This window comes from uncultured Pelagibacterium sp., assembly GCF_963972885.1.
In the GTDB taxonomy this organism is placed as follows: domain Bacteria; phylum Pseudomonadota; class Alphaproteobacteria; order Rhizobiales; family Devosiaceae; genus Pelagibacterium; species Pelagibacterium nitratireducens.
On the sequence record NZ_CAXAXY010000001.1, the window covers coordinates 14,526 to 31,145 of the forward strand.

General features: G+C 61.6%; 15 protein-coding genes. 3 read left to right on the plus strand and 12 right to left on the minus strand.

Going from position 1 to position 16,620, the window contains the following annotated elements; genetic code table 11:
- Positions 1 to 188 precede the first annotated feature (188 nt).
- From cofE to AACZ55_RS00120, 9 genes are all read right to left on the minus strand, one after another.
- Complete coding sequence (gene cofE / locus AACZ55_RS00080) at positions 189 to 998, minus strand: coenzyme F420-0:L-glutamate ligase (protein WP_339641681.1); 810 nt, start codon at positions 996 to 998, stop codon at positions 189 to 191.
- On the minus strand, positions 998 to 2,020 hold the full coding sequence (locus AACZ55_RS00085; protein ID WP_339641685.1) for a TIGR03557 family F420-dependent LLM class oxidoreductase: 1,023 nt from the start codon (positions 2,018 to 2,020) through the stop codon (positions 998 to 1,000). Before AACZ55_RS00085 ends, cofE begins: the two co-directional genes overlap by 1 nt.
- Before the next feature lie 242 nt (positions 2,021 to 2,262).
- The gene (locus AACZ55_RS00090; protein WP_339641688.1) at positions 2,263 to 3,186 is read right to left on the minus strand and encodes a Gfo/Idh/MocA family oxidoreductase; all 924 of its coding nucleotides are present in this window, start codon (positions 3,184 to 3,186) and stop codon (positions 2,263 to 2,265) included.
- Positions 3,186 to 4,928 carry an L-arabinonate dehydratase gene (gene araD / locus AACZ55_RS00095; protein ID WP_339641691.1) on the minus strand — a complete coding sequence of 581 codons (1,743 nt, stop codon included), beginning with the start codon at positions 4,926 to 4,928 and terminating at the stop codon, positions 3,186 to 3,188. Before araD ends, AACZ55_RS00090 begins: the two co-directional genes overlap by 1 nt.
- A gap of 12 nt (positions 4,929 to 4,940) precedes the next feature.
- Complete coding sequence (gene araD1, locus AACZ55_RS00100) at positions 4,941 to 5,939, minus strand: AraD1 family protein (RefSeq protein WP_339641694.1); 999 nt, start codon at positions 5,937 to 5,939, stop codon at positions 4,941 to 4,943.
- Between the two features lie 57 nt (positions 5,940 to 5,996).
- Positions 5,997 to 7,199, minus strand: a complete 1,203-nt coding sequence (gene mmsB / locus AACZ55_RS00105) for a multiple monosaccharide ABC transporter permease (RefSeq protein WP_339641697.1) — start codon at positions 7,197 to 7,199, stop codon at positions 5,997 to 5,999.
- 33 nt (positions 7,200 to 7,232) lie between these two features.
- Positions 7,233 to 8,765 (minus strand): multiple monosaccharide ABC transporter ATP-binding protein, encoded by a 1,533-nt coding sequence (gene mmsA, locus AACZ55_RS00110; RefSeq protein ID WP_338607801.1) that lies wholly within the window; start codon positions 8,763 to 8,765, stop codon positions 7,233 to 7,235.
- Between the two features lie 84 nt (positions 8,766 to 8,849).
- Complete coding sequence (gene chvE, locus AACZ55_RS00115; RefSeq protein ID WP_339641699.1) at positions 8,850 to 9,917, minus strand: multiple monosaccharide ABC transporter substrate-binding protein; 1,068 nt, start codon at positions 9,915 to 9,917, stop codon at positions 8,850 to 8,852.
- Between the two features lie 259 nt (positions 9,918 to 10,176).
- Positions 10,177 to 10,944 carry a FadR/GntR family transcriptional regulator gene (locus AACZ55_RS00120; RefSeq protein WP_339641829.1) on the minus strand — a complete coding sequence of 256 codons (768 nt, stop codon included), beginning with the start codon at positions 10,942 to 10,944 and terminating at the stop codon, positions 10,177 to 10,179.
- A 227-nt stretch (positions 10,945 to 11,171) separates the two neighbouring features.
- Here AACZ55_RS00120 and AACZ55_RS00125 point away from each other — a divergent pair, with 227 nt between their 5' ends.
- Genes AACZ55_RS00125 through AACZ55_RS00135 form a run of 3 tightly spaced genes read left to right on the plus strand, consistent with a single transcriptional unit; the run spans position 11,172 to position 13,536 of the window.
- Positions 11,172 to 12,074, plus strand: a complete 903-nt coding sequence (locus AACZ55_RS00125) for a 2-dehydro-3-deoxygalactonokinase (RefSeq protein WP_339641701.1) — start codon at positions 11,172 to 11,174, stop codon at positions 12,072 to 12,074.
- Positions 12,071 to 12,676 carry a 2-dehydro-3-deoxy-6-phosphogalactonate aldolase gene (locus AACZ55_RS00130; RefSeq protein WP_339641702.1) on the plus strand — a complete coding sequence of 202 codons (606 nt, stop codon included), beginning with the start codon at positions 12,071 to 12,073 and terminating at the stop codon, positions 12,674 to 12,676. Before AACZ55_RS00125 ends, AACZ55_RS00130 begins: the two co-directional genes overlap by 4 nt.
- Positions 12,673 to 13,536, plus strand: a complete 864-nt coding sequence (locus AACZ55_RS00135) for an SMP-30/gluconolactonase/LRE family protein (protein ID WP_339641705.1) — start codon at positions 12,673 to 12,675, stop codon at positions 13,534 to 13,536. Before AACZ55_RS00130 ends, AACZ55_RS00135 begins: the two co-directional genes overlap by 4 nt.
- Before the next feature lie 55 nt (positions 13,537 to 13,591).
- Here the strand turns inward: AACZ55_RS00135 and AACZ55_RS00140 are convergent, their stop codons facing one another.
- From AACZ55_RS00140 to AACZ55_RS00150, 3 genes are all read right to left on the minus strand, one after another.
- A complete protein-coding gene (locus AACZ55_RS00140) occupies positions 13,592 to 14,617 on the minus strand; it encodes a TRAP transporter substrate-binding protein (protein WP_338607806.1) in 1,026 nt (341 codons plus the stop codon).
- Between the two features lie 61 nt (positions 14,618 to 14,678).
- Positions 14,679 to 16,001, minus strand: a complete 1,323-nt coding sequence (locus AACZ55_RS00145; protein WP_338607807.1) for a TRAP transporter large permease — start codon at positions 15,999 to 16,001, stop codon at positions 14,679 to 14,681.
- Positions 15,998 to 16,540 carry a TRAP transporter small permease gene (locus AACZ55_RS00150; RefSeq protein ID WP_339641710.1) on the minus strand — a complete coding sequence of 181 codons (543 nt, stop codon included), beginning with the start codon at positions 16,538 to 16,540 and terminating at the stop codon, positions 15,998 to 16,000. The genes AACZ55_RS00145 and AACZ55_RS00150 overlap by 4 nt, the downstream gene beginning before the upstream one ends.
- Positions 16,541 to 16,620: the final 80 nt, after the last annotated feature.

A 16,620-nucleotide genomic window follows, 5' to 3' on the forward strand; every position in this document is an offset into this window, starting at 1 on the left:
GCCCCCCCGCTTGAGCCGGAGCGGCGACGGGCGCTGGGCATGACCACGCACCTCACCTGTCACCCTGGCCCTGAGCCGGGGCCCAGTAAACGGCGATGTTTGCGATTTTGCCGGGGCGCTGCCGTTTACTGGATCCCGGGTCGAGCCCGGGATGACGGTGGTGTTTGGGGCAAAGGACGTGACACCGCTCATTTTACCTTTTCCTTTTTCGCCACCAGCTCGCGCATGGCCGCCTCATAGCCCTGCTTATAGGCCTCGGTCGAGCCGAAGCGGAACATGTCGTCTTCGCCCAGCCGGGCCAGGGTCTTGGCGCCGGGGCTGTCGAGATCGATGACCAGCTTTGCCAGGCCCCGCGCCACAGCGACGGGCATGCGAGAGGCCTTGCCCTTGACCAGATCGGCGGCTGCGGCGAGCTCGTCGGCAAGCACGGTGACCGTTACGTTCAAGGGCCGGCCATTCGCATCGACGCCACCGCGCAGATCATCGACCAGTTGCACGCCGGCTGCGCCTATGGCGGCGTCGGTCTGGCCCACGCGCCAGGGGCGACCGAGGGTATCGGTAATGATGAGGCCGAGCCTCTTGCCGGTCTTTTCGCGCAGGGCGCCGCAGAGCGCCCGGGCAGAAGCGTCGGGGTCGCGCGGCAGGCGCAGAGCGAGGCCATCGGGGACGTTTGAGGTGTCGAGCCCGGCGGCGGCCATCACCAAGCCTTGCCGGGTTTCGACAATTCTGGTGATCCCACCGGCATGGGCGCGCTCGGCGACGATGCGGACCGTATCTTCCTCGATGGCCATATCGCGCGCCGCGATAGGCACCTGCATGCCTTCGGCCTTGGAGACGATTTTGGAGGTGACGATCAGGATATCGCCATCGGCCAGCGCAGCGTCCGGATCGGAGGTGGCCATTGTGTCGATGGCGTTCGAAATCAGCGCCACCAGATCGTCACCTGGCCCGATTTCGGGGATGCCCTCGATGCCCCAGAGTGTCAGACGATCGGCCATCAGCGCTTCTTGAGTTTGGGCAGCACTTTTTCGGCGAAGACGTCGATCCATTCGCGCTGGTTGCGGCCCACATTGTGGAGATAAATGCGGTCGAAGCCGAAATCGGCAAACTTCTGGATGTGTTCGAGGTGCTCTTCGGGATCGGGCGAAATCACCATTCTTCCCTTGAAATCCTCGGGCCGGACCAGCTTGGCCATCTGCTCGAAATCGAAAGGAGAGCGGATGTCGGCCTTTGGGAATTTCATGCCGCCATTGGGCCATTCGGTCATGGCGTTGGCCAGCGCTTCTTCGTAAGTTTCGGCCCAGCTCAGGTGGAGCTGGAGCACTTTGGGCATGGCGTCGGGGTCCTTGCCGGCCTCACGGGCGCCCTCGGAAAATTTTTCAAACAGCATCTCGATCTTGCCGAGTGGAGCGCCGACCGTAATGATCCCATCGGCAAATTTTCCGGTCTTTTTGGCGTTGAGCGGTCCGGCGGTTGCCACGAGAATTTCGGGCGCGGTTTCAGGCATGGTCCACAGCCTTGTGGATTCTATACGATAATAATCGCCCTTGTGTTTGGTGTCCTTGCCGGCAGCCGAGTTCTCGAACAACTTCTTGATGATCTGGACGGCCTCGAACATGCGGGCGGAACGTTCGCCCACATCGGGCCAATACTGGGCGAGGAAACTTTCGTTGAGGGCCTCGCCTGCCCCTACCCCGAGCCAGTGGCGATTGGGGTACATGGCGGCAAGGGTCGCCGAAGCCTGCGCCACCATGGCAGGGTGCCAGCGGAACGTGGGGGTGGTGACGCCGGGGCCCATATCGCCCCTGGTGCGCTCGCCGATGGCGGTCAGGACGTTCCAGACGAAGGCCGACTGGCCCTGCTGGGGCACCCAGGGCTGGAAATGGTCGGCAGCCATGGCGCCGTTAAAGCCCCTTTGCTCGGCATATTCGGTCAGTTCCACGCAATCGCGCGGATGGAACTGCTCGAGCATCACCGCATAGCCGATCAACCCTTCGGGTCCGGATTTGAAAACGGACATCGACGCGACTCCCCTTGGCTTTGCGATCAGTCAATCACAAAGGGCAAAAGAGCAACAGAGGGGATTTTGACCTTTTGGTAAAATTTTTCATGGGGAGAGGGCCGGTTTACTCCCCTCGCTGTCCCGGACCTGATCCGGGACCCAGCAGCCTAGCCGCGACTCCATAGTCCGCGGCTGGTTCCCATGGGCCCCGGCTTTCGCCGGGGAAGCGCAGGAGGAGAGGCTGGGACCCGAACAGCACCCTACTCGATGAACGCCTCTACCTTGCGCATCTCGCCGAGCATACAGGCATCGGCCACCAGTTGCAGCGGGGCAATATCGACGTCGCTTTTGCCCTGCGCCAGAAGTGCGGCGAAATGGGCGTAGATGCCGTCATATTCGGTATCGTCGGCGGCCAGTTGGGTATCACCATCGATGCGCAGCACAGCGCCGCCGCTGGAGAGTTCGAGCAGCCCGGCATCGGTTCGGACGGTGATATCCCAGGTTTGCGGGCCTTCCTGGCGCCAGTCGAAATCTGCGGTGACCAGATGGCCGGTGACCGCAACAAAATCGATCTTCGCAGCGATGGGGGTCTGGCGGTTTTCCGGCACCTCAAGCACCGCGCCGGTCACCAGAACGGGTGCGGGGAGCATGTGGCTGAGGATCGAGAGCGCATTGATGCCGGGATCGAAGACACCCATGCCGCCGGGCTCCCAGATCCAGTCCTGCCCGGGATGCCAGCGGCGCACATCCTCGCGCCAGACGATATCGACGCTTTTTATGGTCTTGCCGGCGAGCCATGTGCGGGCCGGTTCAACGCCCTGTGCGTAGCGCGAGTGCCAGGTGGCAAACAGGGTTACCCCGTGCTTTGCTGCCAGATTTTTGAGCCATTCGACTTCGGCCACCGTGGCACCGGGTGGTTTTTCCAGCAGAACATGCCGGCCGGCGCGGATGGCGGCCTCAGCGTATTGGCGGCGCACCTGTGGCGGCGTGCACAGAGCGACGGTGCCGATATCGGGACGGGCCGCGAGCATGTCATCGAGCGCTTGGAAATGGTCGACGCTTTCAAGCTCTGCATTGCGCGAGACAATGGCGGCCAGTTCGAAATCGGGATTTTTGGCAATCGAGGGCAAATGCTGGTCGCGGGCGATCTTGCCCAGACCGACAATGGCAATCTTGTGGGTCATCAATGGGAATCCTTGCCCACCGCACTGCCGCGCGCGCCTTTGAGAAAATCGAAATCGGCGCCGGTATGGGCCTGATCGACGTGATCGAGGAACATCTTTGCGTAACCCGATTGCGGCTGATCGGGCAGCGGGGTCCAATCGGCCAGGCGGGCGGCGATCTCGGTCTCGGGAACATCGAGATGAATGGTGCGATTGGGCACGTCGATGGAAATCATGTCGCCATTGCGGACGGCTGCCAGCGGACCGCCCACCGCTGCCTCGGGGGAGGTGTGCAGGATCACCGTGCCATAGGCGGTGCCCGACATGCGGGCGTCGGAAATGCGCACCATATCCTTTATGCCCTTGCGCAGCACCTTTGGCGGCAGGCCCATGTTGCCCACTTCGGCCATGCCGGGATAGCCCTTGGGGCCGCAGTTTTTGAGCACCATGACGCAGGTCTCGTCGATATCGAGCGCCTCGTCGTTGATCTTTGCCTTGTAATCGTCGATGTCCTCGAACACCACGGCGCGGCCGGTATGAACCATCAGGTGCGGGCTGGCGGCCGAAGGTTTGAGCACACAGCCATTGGGCGCAAGATTGCCCTTCAAAACCGCGATGCCACCATGGCTGGTGAGAGCCTTGTCGACCGGCCGGATCACGTCCTCGTTCCAGTTGCGGGCGCCGGCGACTTCCTCGCCCATGGTGCGCCCGGAAACGGTCAGCGCATCGCCATGGAGCTTTTTTCCGTCGAGCAGGGATTTGAGCACTACGGGCAGGCCACCAGCGTAGAAGAATTCTTCCATCAAATATTTGCCCGAGGGCATCAGATTGACGATTGTTGGGATATCGCGGCCCAGCCGGTCCCAATCGTCGAGCCCGATATCGATCCCGACACGCCCGGCCAGGGCCAGCAGATGGACCACGGCGTTGGTCGAACCGCCGATGGCGCCATTGGTCATCATCGCATTTTCGAACGCTTCGCGGCTGAGGATATCGGAAGGTTTGAGGTCGTCTTTCACCATATCGACGATACGGCGGCCGGTGAGTTGCGCCATAACCCGGCGACGGCTGTCGACGGCGGGGATTGCCGCATTGCCCGAAAGCGCCATGCCCAGTGCCTCGGCCATAGAAGCCATGGTGGAGGCAGTGCCCATGGTGTTGCACGAGCCCGAGGACCGGCTCATGGCCTGTTCGGCTTCGAGGAAATCCTCCTGGCTCATTTCGCCGGCCTTGATCGCTTCGCTCATCTGCCACAGCGCGGTGCCCGAGCCGACTCGCTCGCCCCGGAACCAGCCATTGAGCATGGGGCCGCCGGTGACAACGATCGAAGGAATGTCGGTGGAGGCCGCGCCCATCAGCAGCGATGGGGTGGTCTTGTCGCAACCGACCAGCAGGACGGCGCCATCGATGGGCTGGCCGCGCATCACCTCTTCCACCGCCATGGCGGCGAGGTTGCGATACATCATTGCGGTGGGGCGGAAGGTGTTTTCCGAGGCCGAGAACACCGGCACCTCCAGAGGAAAGCCGCCGGCTTCCCAGACGCCGGCCTTTACCTTTTCGGCCAGTTCACGCAGATGCCCGTTGCAGGGGGTGAGATCGGACCAGGTGTTTAAGATCCCGATGACCGGGCGGCCGTCGAACAGATCGTGGGGATAGCCCTGATTTTTGAGCCACCCGCGGTGGTAGATCGTATCGCGCGAGGTGCCGCCATACCATTCCTGCGAGCGCAGCTTGCGCGGCCATTGGGCCTTTTCAAATGCCATTCCCTGCCCTTTCTACAATGATTTGACCGCGACAGGCGCGTCGGCAGGGCGTGTCTTGTCGATGGCCAGGGGGTTCTTGAGCGGCAGTCCGAAGGGGGCGGCTTCGATTTCGAAGATGTCGCCTTCCTGCGTGCGGATGTCGTCGGCAAAGCTTAAAGTCGCGGTGCCGAACATATGGACATGCACGTCGCCGGGCTTGCGGAAGATTTCGTATTTGAAGTGATGGTGCTCGAGATTGGCGAGGGTGTGGCTCATATTGTCCTCGCCCGAAACGAAGGGCTTTTCCCACAGCACAGTGCCATCGCGGACGACGCGGGAGGTGCCCTCGACATGGGCGGGGAGTTCACCGACAAGAATTTCGGGGCCGATGGAGGCCGGGCGCAGTTTCGAGTGCGCGAGATAGAGATAGTTCTGGCGCTCGGTGACGTGATCGGAAAACTCGTTTGCCAGCGCAAAACCGATCCGGTGCGGAACGCCCTCGTAGGAGACGATATAGATGCCGGCGATTTCAGGCTCTTCGCCTGCATCGAGCGCAAAGCCGGGCGAGGTGATGGGCTTGCCCGGCGCAACCAGGGCATGGCCATTGCCCTTGTAGAACCATTCGGGCTGCACGCCCGTCTTGCCGCCCACAGGCTTGCCGCCTTCGACGCCCAGCCGGAACATCTTCATGGAATCGGTGACGTTTTCTTCGGCGCCGGCTTTGAGGTGCATGGCGTTGCGGGTCGAGGCCGAACCGAGATGGGTGAGCCCGGTGCCGGTGAGATGCAGGCGCGCGGGATCATCGGGGGTTATGGGCGCCAGAACCCTGCCCTCGGCATAGGCGGCGTCGAGATCGACGCTGTCGCCGAGCCCCTGTTCGGCGATCAGTTCGGCCAGCGCCATATCCCTTGCGATGGCGCGTTTGGCCAGCGCCAGAATGGAATCTGCGCCATTGACGATCCTGGCATTGTCGCCTTCACGCGCCACGACGCACTGGGAACCGCTGGTATGGGTAATCTGGGAGAGCAGCACTTTGATAATTACTCCGGGGATTGGGGAATCCGGCGCACCCTGGGCGCGCCGGAAAGATCAGGCGGCCTTGTTCTTGTTGTAGACGTCGAAGATCACGGCGGCGAGGAGGACAAGTCCCTTGATCATCTGCTGCCAGTCGATGCCGATGCCCATGATCGACATGCCGTTGTTCATCACCCCCATGATGAACGCGCCGATCACTGCGCCGACAATGGTGCCGACACCGCCGGCCATCGAGGCGCCACCGATGAAGACGGCGGCGATGACGTCGAGTTCGAAGGTTTCGCCGGCCTTGGGCGTGGCCATGTTGAGACGGGCCGCGAACACGAGGCCCGCCAGCGCAGCGAGCATGCCCATATTGGCAAAAACCAGGAAGGTCAGGCGTTCGGAATTGATGCCCGAGAGTTTTGCGGCCTTTTGATTGCCGCCCACGGCATAGACGCGGCGTCCGATGGTGGTCTGCTTGGCAACGAAACTGTAGCCGGCGATGAGCACCGCCATGATGATAAAGACGTTGGGCAGACCGCGCGATGTGGCCAGAAGGTACACCAGGTAGACCACGGCCCCGGCGGCGAGAATGTTGCGGCCGGTGAAGAATGCGAAGGGTTCGTCGGGCGTGCCGTGTTTTGCCTCCTTGGCGCGGGCCCGCACCGAGAGCAGGACGAGGATCGCCGCAGCGGCAACGCCGAGCAGCATCGAAAGCATATGGATTCCCTCGACGGCAAACAGATCGGGGATGAAGCCGGAGGCGATCATGCGAAACGAGTCCGGGAACGGGCCGATGGACTGGCCCTTCAAGAGCACCATCATCAGGCCCTTGAACACCAGCATGCCGGCGAGCGTCACGATGAAGCTGGGGATTTTCCAGTACGCGATCCAGTAACCCTGAACGGCACCGATGGCCGCGCCGACAGCCAGGCAGATGATGGCCGCGGGCACGAAATGGAGATCGAACTGCACCATCAGGACGGCAGCGAGTGCGCCGACAAAGCCCATGACCGAGCCGACAGAGAGATCGATATGGCCGCACACGATGACCAGCAGCATGCCCACCGCCATGATGACGATATAGGAGTTCTGGAGCACCAGATTGGTGACGTTGGCAGGGCGCAAAAGGATGCCGTCGGTGGCGATCTGGAAGAACACCACGATGGCAATCAGCGCAAACAGGATGCCGTATTCACGCAGATGGGTCTTGAGATAGCCCACAAACACCGACGGGCCGCCGGTTGCGGACGAGGGTTGGGTGAGATCAGTCATTGCGGTGTTCCGTTGATGAGCAGTTGAGGGCGATCATGCGGCTTTTCCCGTCTTTAAAATCATCGACATGATCTTTTCCTGGCTGGCTTCGGCGATGGGCAATTCGCCCACGAAGCGGCCCGCGTTCATGACGTAGATGCGGTCGCAGGTGCCCAGCAGTTCGGGCATTTCCGAGGAGATCAGGACGATGGCTTTGCCCTGGCTCGCCAGGTCGTTGATGATTGAATAGATTTCGTATTTCGCGCCCACATCGATGCCGCGGGTGGGTTCGTCGAGGATCAGAACGTCGGGTCCGGCATAAAGCCATTTGGACAACACGACCTTTTGCTGGTTGCCGCCCGAGAGATTGACCGTTTTCTGGCCGATGCCCGAGCTTTTAATCGCCATGAGCTTGCGATAGCGCTCGGCGACCTCGCGCTCCTTGTGATTGTCCACCACGAGACCGTTGGCGATGCCGTTGAGATTGGCGAGGGGGACGTTGTCACGGATCGGCTGGTCGAGGACGAGGCCATAGGTCTTTCTGTCCTCGGTGGCGTAACAGATGCCGTTCGCTATGGCTTTGGGGACCGAGGAGGTATCGACGGACTGGCCGCGCAGAAACACTTCGCCGGAAATTTTGTCGCCATAGGATTTTCCGAACAGGCTCATGGCCAGTTCGGTCCGGCCGGCGCCCATCAGCCCGGCAATGCCCACCACTTCGCCGGCGCGCACCGAAAAGCTGACATCGTCGACCACCTTGCGCTCGGAATGGATGGGGTGGTGCGCGGTCCAGTTTTTGACTTCGAACAGCACCTCGCCGATCTTTGGTGCGCGGGGCGGAAAGCGGTCGGTCAGGGAGCGCCCCACCATGTCACGCACGATATCGGCTTCGGAAATCTCGGAGGTGTGGCAATCAAGGGTGGAGACCGTATGCCCGTCGCGCAGCACCGTGATACGGTCGGCGACTTGGGAAATCTCGTTGAGCTTGTGGGAGATCAGGATCGAGGATATGCCTCTTTCCTTGAGTTCGACCAGCAGCTTTAGGAGCGCCTGGCTGTCGGTCTCGTTGAGCGAGGATGTGGGCTCATCGAGGATGAGAAGTTTGACCTGTTTCGAGAGCGCCTTGGCGATTTCGACAAGCTGCTGTTTGCCCAGCCCTAGATGAGTGATCCTGGTGCGCGGCGATTCCTTAAGGGATACGCGCTTGAGCAGATCTTCGGTGCGACGGTAGGTCTCGGTCCAGTCGATCACTCCGTTTTGGGCGCGCTCATTGCCCAGAAAGATGTTTTCGGCAATCGAGAGCAGCGGGACCAGCGCCAGTTCCTGATGGATGATGACGATGCCGCATTTCTCGCTGTCGGAAATGGAATGGAAATGGCGTTCCTCGCCCTCGAAAAAGATCTGGCCCTCGTAGTCGCCGGACGGGTAGACGCCCGAGAGCACCTTCATGAGGGTGGACTTGCCCGCCCCGTTCTCGCCAACCAGAGCATGGATTTCGCCCTGCTCGACAACGAGGTTGACGTTTTCGAGCGCATTGACGCCCGGAAAGCTCTTGGTGATGCCGCGCATTTCGAGAATGGACGTCATGGCGTTCCCGCTCTCTTTTGTTAAGTGTGTGCGGCGGGGCGAAATACTGCCCCACCGCACGGCCTCTGGAGGAGGATTGGTCGATTAATTGGCGATCTGGTCTTCGGTATAATAGCCCGAACCCACAAGAACCTCTTCGAGATTGTCGGCGGTGACCAGCACCGGCTCGAGCAGGTAGGAAGGGACAACCTTGACGCCGTTTTCGTAGGTCTCGGTGTCGTTGATCTCGGGCTCGGCGCCGTTGATCAGCGCTTCGACCATGCCGACCGTCACACGCGCCAATTCGCGGGTATCCTTAAAGATTGTCGAATACTGGTCGCCGGCCATGATTGCAGCAACCGAGGGGAGCTCGGCATCCTGGCCTGAAATGATCGGCATGGGAATGTCACCCGAACCATAACCAACCCCGCGCAGCGAGGAGATGATGCCGATGGAAAGCCCGTCATAGGGCGAAAGCACGGCATCGACCTGATCGTCGGTGTAGTGGGCCGACAGAAGGTTATCCATGCGGGCCTGGGCAACCGAGCCGTCCCAGCGCAGCGTTCCGACCGTATCCATGCCCATCTGGCCCGATTTGACGACAAGCGTGCCGTCATCGATCAGCGGCTGGAGAACGCTCATGGCGCCGTCATAGAAGAAGTAGGCATTGTTGTCGTCGGGCGAACCACCGAACAATTCGATATTGTAGGGCGCTTCGCGATCGGAGGCTTCGAGCCCGTCGACCAGCGACTGGGCCTGCTGCACACCGACCTTGAAATTGTCGAAGGTGGCGTAATAGTCGACGTTTTCCGAACCGCGGATCAGCCGGTCATAGGCAATCACATGGATGCCGGAGGCGGCGGCGTTTTCAAGTGCCGTGGTCAGCGTCGTCCCGTCGATCGAGGCGATAACCAGCACATCGACGCCGCGCACGATCATGTTTTCGATCTGGGCGAGCTGGTTGGGAATATCATCTTCAGCGTATTGCAGATCGGTCTGGTAGCCGGCGGCCGCGAACAGCTCCACCATGGAATTGCCGTCCGAGATCCAGCGGGCGGAGGATTGGGTCGGCATGGAAATGCCCACCGATCCGGCGTCCTGCGCGATTGCGGGCATCGCCGCAAGGGCAGACGTCATCACCAGGGCGCCCAGCCCTGCCAAAATCGATTTCATGAGGTTTCTCCCTGTCAGTTTCGCCCCGGCGCCTCTCGCCACAGCGACCTCCCATGCCGCACGTCAAGCGCAACAATCGCCAGCACATTTGCATATAGTATGATTATTTGTAAAGCGGGTGTTTGAACCCCTCACGCGCTTTTTCAACACAGCTCCGCTGCGTGTCGCACGCCGGTGCAATGTGGGGACATGGAGCCCCACGATGCTGGAGTGGTGTGGTCAGTGGGCTGGGCCGGAAACCGGCGGCGATTTCTGCGGCTTAGCTTTGGGCCACACCCAAAGTGGTCGTGGCCCGATCGACACCGGACTGGATGGCCTGGCGCATGGCGACGCGGGCCATTTCGGGGTCCTTGGCCATGATGGCCTCGGCGATGTTGCGGTGCAGACGCACCGCCTTGTCGAACGCCGCCCCGCCTTCCATCGGCGAGGAAATGGTGAAGGACGCCATCAGCGCAATCTCGACAACATTGGAGAGCGAGACCATGAACGGATTGCCCGACGCCTGGGCCACCACACGGTGAAATCCTACGTCGTTGCGGGCGAAATCCTCGGCGCTCTGGCCCTTGGTCGCCATGCCGGCAAGCCAGGCCATCAGTTCATCGGCCTGCTCGTCGGATCGCCGCTCGGCAGCGAGCGCTGCGGCATCGGGCTCGACGGCCATGCGGATTTCGGCTAGCGAGGCAATGAAATCAAAGGAAATTCCCGATTCCAGATGCCAGAGCAGCACGTCGGAATCGAACATGTTCCAGCGCGACCGCGGCAGGACGCGCGTGCCGACCCGGGCCCGCGCTTCGACAAGACCCTTGGCCGACAGTGTCTTGAGCGCTTCGCGCAGCACCGTGCGCGACACGCCGAACTGGTCGATCAGATCGCTGTCGCCGGGCAGGATCCGGCCCTCTTCATAGGTTCCGCCCACGATGGCGGTCCCCAAGGTATACATGACATGGGCGTGGAAATTGTGGGGCTTGCGGCGCGCGGGCGCGACCGCTGGTCCGGCAGCAACCCCCGTCCCCTCCTGATCGTCCATCGTTCCCGCCATGCCGGTTCGCCCAAATCCCTGTTCTGTCGCGCCGGGCAAAACACGGCGCAAACAGAACATGACAAAGGGCGCGATGGATTGTCAAAATAAAAATATAATAAGATAATTGACGGCTTGCGGGGGAATCGGGCGGCCGTCCAGCATGATGTGCCGCCAAATCGAGGAAAGAATCAATCCATGACGCAATCGGTCTTTGAGCACACCGCGCGCGTGACATGTCCTTGAGCGCCGACTGGATCGCGGTCGACTGGGGCACATCCAACATGCGTGCCTGGGCGATGCGGGCAGACGGCACCGTTCTGGCGCGGGGCGAAAGCGCCAAGGGCATGGGCCAACTCACGCCGTCTCAATTCGAGCCGGCGCTGCTTGAAGCTGTTGAACAATGGCTCAATTCAGAACGCGTCACCCCAATCATCGCCTGCGGCATGGTGGGTGCGCGACAGGGCTGGATCGAGGCTGAATACGCAAATACCCCTACCCCGCCCATCGCCGCGCAAGCGACCCGTGCCCCGGTTGCCGACAGCCGCATCGCCGTTTTCATCCTGCCCGGCGTCAGCCAAATGGCGCCACCCGACGTGATGCGCGGCGAGGAAACCCAGATTGCAGGGTATGTCTCGGCGGTCGGGCCTTCCGGCACTATCTGTCTTCCGGGCACGCACAGCAAATGGGTCGAGATCGCCGACGGGCGCATCACCCGGTTTCGTACGGCAATGACCGGGGAAATCTTTTCCCTGCTCGCCGAGAAATCCGTTCTGCGCCATAGTGTCGGAACAAATATTTGGAGCGAGGACGGGTTTGCCGCAGGCGTTCGCGAGGCGCTGGACGATGCGGAAATCATAACGAAGCTGTTTTCGATCCGGGCCGGGAGCCTGCTCGACGGGGTATTGCCACAGGTCTCCAGATCGCGCCTGTCGGGGCTGTTGATCGGCGCTGAACTTGCCGGAGCCGGCGATTACTGGCAGGGCGGTGACATCGCCCTGATTGGCGCATCGCGATTGAGCGCGCTATACCAGACCGCACTGGGCCTGGCCGGGGTTTCCGCCCGGGTGCTGGACGCCGGGGATATGACACTGGCTGGGCTTTGCGCCGCCCGCGCAGCGCTGGAGGAGACGCAATGAGCCGCAATCTGATCGCTATCCTGCGCGGCATCAAACCCGATGAGGCGCTGAGCATAAGCCAAGCCCTGCTCGAGGCGGGGATTACCGCCATCGAAGTGCCCCTCAATTCGCCGCAACCGTTTGATTCCATCGCGGCAATGGTGCGTGAATTTGGCAGCGACGCTCTGATCGGCGCGGGGACGGTGTTGAGTGAAAAGGACGTGACCGACGTCGCACGGGCGGGCGGAAAACTGATCGTTTCGCCCAATTGCGACGCGGCGGTGATCGGGGCGACCAAGGCGGCGAGCCTTCAATCCTTCCCCGGGGTGTTCACCGCCACCGAATGTTTCGCGGCGCTCAAGGCGGGGGCGGACGGGCTCAAGATTTTTCCCGCCGCAATCATGGGACCAGCCGGAGTTTCGGCGCTGAAGGCCGTGCTGCCGTCCTCGGTTCCGGTTTATGCGGTTGGGGGTGCCGGGCCAGATAATTTCGCCCAGTGGCGAGCCGCCGGAGCCGACGGGTTCGGCATCGGCACGGCGCTTTATACGCCCGGCCTGACAGCAAAAGAGGTGGGTGAGCGAGCCCGCAAACTTGTATTGGCCTATGACGAGGTTATGGCATGAGCGACGCGCACGTTTTCGACGACCGGTCCTGTTTTCTGGGCGAAGGTCCGCTGTGGCATCCCGAGCGCCAGCAGCTTTTCTGGTTCGACATCATCGGCCGCACGCTGCTGACGCGCAAGGACGGCGAGACCGGGGCGTGGACATTTGACGACATGGTTTCGGCGGCAGGCTGGATCGACCGGGACAATCTCTTGATTGCCGGCGAAACGGCGTTGCTCAAACTCAATATCGAAACCCGGACCCGCGACGTCGTCGCCAGGCTCGACATCGGCGAGGGGCTGCGGACCAATGACGGTCGCGCCGATCCGTGGGGTGGGTTCTGGTTCTCCTCGATGGGCAAGAAGGCCGAGAACGACGCCGGAGCGATCTATCGGTATTATCACGGTGAGGTCAAAAAGCTGTTTTCTTCCATCACTATACCCAATGCCATCTGCTTTTCACCCGACCGGGCTTTCGGCCATTTCGCCGACACGGACCGAAGTATCGTCAAGCGCGTCGGGCTCGATCCGGAAAGCGGCGCGCCGGTCGGCGAACCGGAAATCTATCTGGACCTGACTGGCGAAGGACTGAACCCCGACGGGGCGGTGATCGATGCCGAGGGCAATATGTGGCTTGCTCAATGGGGTGCTGGGCGGGTTGCCGTCTATGATCCATCGGGACAGTTTCTCAAGGCCGTTTCGGTCGATGCGCCCCACACGTCATGCCCGGCCTTTGGCGGGACCCGTTTTTCAACGCTCTATTGCACCACCGCCCGTGAAGGGCTCGATGCCGAGGCGCTGGCCGACCACCCGGAATCGGGAAAAGTCTTTTTTGCCGAGGGCGTTGGGCGGGGACGGCCCGAACCTGCAGTTATCGTTTGAGCCGGCATGAAAAAAGGGGCGCCGAAGCGCCCCTTTGCATGAGAGATAAAGCCCCTTACTGGCGCTCGGCAGCCATGGCTTCCTGAGCGGCAGCATAGAGCGCTTCGCCGTCGATGCCGATGGCTTCCATATCGGCGAACCACTGCTCGATTGTGGGCTGGGCGGCTTCCTTCCAGCGGGCGGTTTCGGCTTCGTCCAGCGTCACGATGTTGTTGCCGGCGTCCTCGGCGATCTGCAGGCCGACATCGTCGCCGGCATCCATGGCGCGACCGAACATTTTCGAGGTTTCGAGGCCGGAATTGGCATCGATGACGGCCTTGAGGTCATCGGGCAGGCCTTCATAGGTGCCCCGGTTCATGACGAACCCGAAGGTCTGGGTGTAAAGACCGTTTTCGCCGGAAAAGCCGGTGTGGTTGGAGACCAGTTCGGCGACGCGGATGGAGGGTGTGACTTCCCAGGGAACCGTGGTGCCGTTGATCACGCCGCGCGACAGCGCTTCGGTGGTCTGGGGCACGGGCATGCCGACGGGCTCAGCGCCGAGCTGGGCTAGCATGTTGGAGATGATGCGCGAACCGCCACGGATCTTCATGCCCTGGATGTCCTCAAGAGCGTTGATGGGCTCCTGGGTGTGGAACAGGCCGGGACCGTGTGTGTGCAGCGCAATGACCTGGACACTTTCGAACTCGTCAGCGGAATTTTCCATGACGTAGTTGTAAAAGGCGGCCGAGGTTTCTTCGGCGCTGTTGGACATCAGGAAGGGCAACTCGAACACTTCCGATTTCGGAAAGCGGCCCGGCGTATAGCCAAGCACCGTCCAGATGACGTCGACCACGCCATCCTGAGCCTGGGCGAACAGGCTGTCTGGCGCGCCGCCGAGCTGCATGGCCGGGTAGAGTTCCACGGCGATACGGCCGTCGGACTGGTCCTGAATGGCCTCGGCCCAAGGCGCGATGGCGGTGGCAGGAATGGTGGCCTGCGCGGGCAGGAACTGGTGGACGCGCAGCGTTACCTCCTGGGCCATGGCGCCGGCGGCAAACGAGACGCTGGCAACCGCCCCGAGCAATATCGATTTCAGTTTCATTTGATCTTCTCCCTTTGTTGCACGCTTGTTCGCGTGTGAACTCCCATATGTCCCGGGCCGCTCAATAGAGCAGCCACACCAGCCCCAGCGTTATCGGTGGGAAGGCGACAAGAATGATGGTGCGAATGATGTCGCTGGCCACGAAGGGCAGCGCCCCCCGGAACGTTTCGGAAAGGCGTGTGCCCTTGGCCATCGAATTGATAATGAACAGATTCATCCCCACCGGTGGCGTTATCAGCCCGACTTCGACGACGATCAGGACCAGAATGCCGAACCAGATGGCAAATTCGTCCGGGGTCAGTCCGAAATCGAGGGCAGACATCATCGGAAAGATGATCGGCACGGTCAGAAGGATCATTGAAAGCGAGTCCATGACGCAGCCGAGCACGAGATAGAGCAGCAGGACGATAGCCATCACCACCCAGGGGTTGAAGCCCTGCTCGGTGACCCATCCTGCGGCGAACTGGGGCAATTGCGAGAGCGCCAGGAATCCGTTGAGCGAAGCGGCGCCAAGCACGATGAGAAAAATCATCGCGGTGGAGGACGCGGTTCCCAGAATGGCCTCTCTGATCCCGTTGCGCGACAGACTGCGCGAAACCAGCGCGACAAGCCCCGTGCCGGCGGCACCGACCGCGGCGGCTTCGGTGGGTGTAAAGATGCCGGTGTAGATGCCGCCGATCACCAGGACAAAGATCGCCACGACCGGCCAGATATGGGCCAGTTCGCGGAAGCGCTCGCCATAGGGCACGCGGTCGCGGACGCCGGCGGATTCAGGACTGACCCGCACATAAATGGCGATGACGAGCAGATAGCCGATGGCGGCGAGAATGCCCGGCACGAAGGCCGCCATGAACAGTTTGGCTATGTTCTGTTCTGTCAAAACGGCAAAGATGACAAGGATGACCGAGGGCGGAATCAGGATGCCAAGCGTACCGCCGGCAGCGACCGCACCGGTCGAAAGCGCGCCCGAATAGCCGTGCTTTTTCAACTCTGGCAGAGCGACATGGCCCATGGTGGCGGCGGTTGCAAGCGAAGACCCGCAGATGGCGCCGAACCCGGCGCTGGCGCCCACGGCAGCCATGGCCACACCACCCCTTCGGTGACCCAGCCAGGACGCGGCGGCATTAAACAGTGCGGCCGACATGCCCGAAAGGGTGGCGAACTGCCCCATCAGGATGAACAGCGGCACGACCGAGAGCGAATAGGACGCAAAAGTCGAATAGGTGAGGCTCTTGAACTGGGCCATGACCGGATTGAACGTGCCGGTGAGCACCCAGGAGCCGAAAATGCCGACGCCGAGCATGGCAAGCCCGATGGGCACGCGCAGGAAAATCAGAAGCAGAATTACTGGAAACGAGAGCAGTCCGATAAGTACATTGCTCACAGGTCGGCTCCCGACGACTGCAGTTCTGAACGGCCGGCCAGCGCGTTGGAGACCGAGCGGCCCAGCACGTAAAGCGCGACGGCAAAAAAGACGACCGCGCCAACCAAGCCGGCCGCATAAGTCCAGCCCAGCGGCATGCGCAGCAACAGCGTGGTCTCGTTGTAGCGGAACTTGTCGAGCATGCCGTCATAAAGCCGCCAGGCAATAAATCCGGCGGCGGCGAGCATCATGATATCGGTGATGACGAGGATCCACCGGTTGACGAGGGGGCCGAAGCGGTCGGTCACTATGGTGACAATGGCGTGTCCGCGCTCAAGGTGCGCCCATGGCAGGAAGGCGAAGACTGCAAAGCCGATACCAGCCTCTACGAGTTCATAATCACCCCTGATCGGACGCAGACCGGCCCAAAGCAGAGCGCGGCCGGTGACGCTGACGACGACCATGACAACCAGGCCGACAAGGACTATGCCTCCGGCCAGCGCCATCAGCTTGGCCAAGCCGTAAATGGTGCGCCCAAGCGGCGACTGATCCTGGAACAAACCCATCCTCCCCTGCACGCTCCGATGATACCTCTCTATCACCCGATAATGCCAAGCGCACCCTTGTCTCTCGCCGTCTG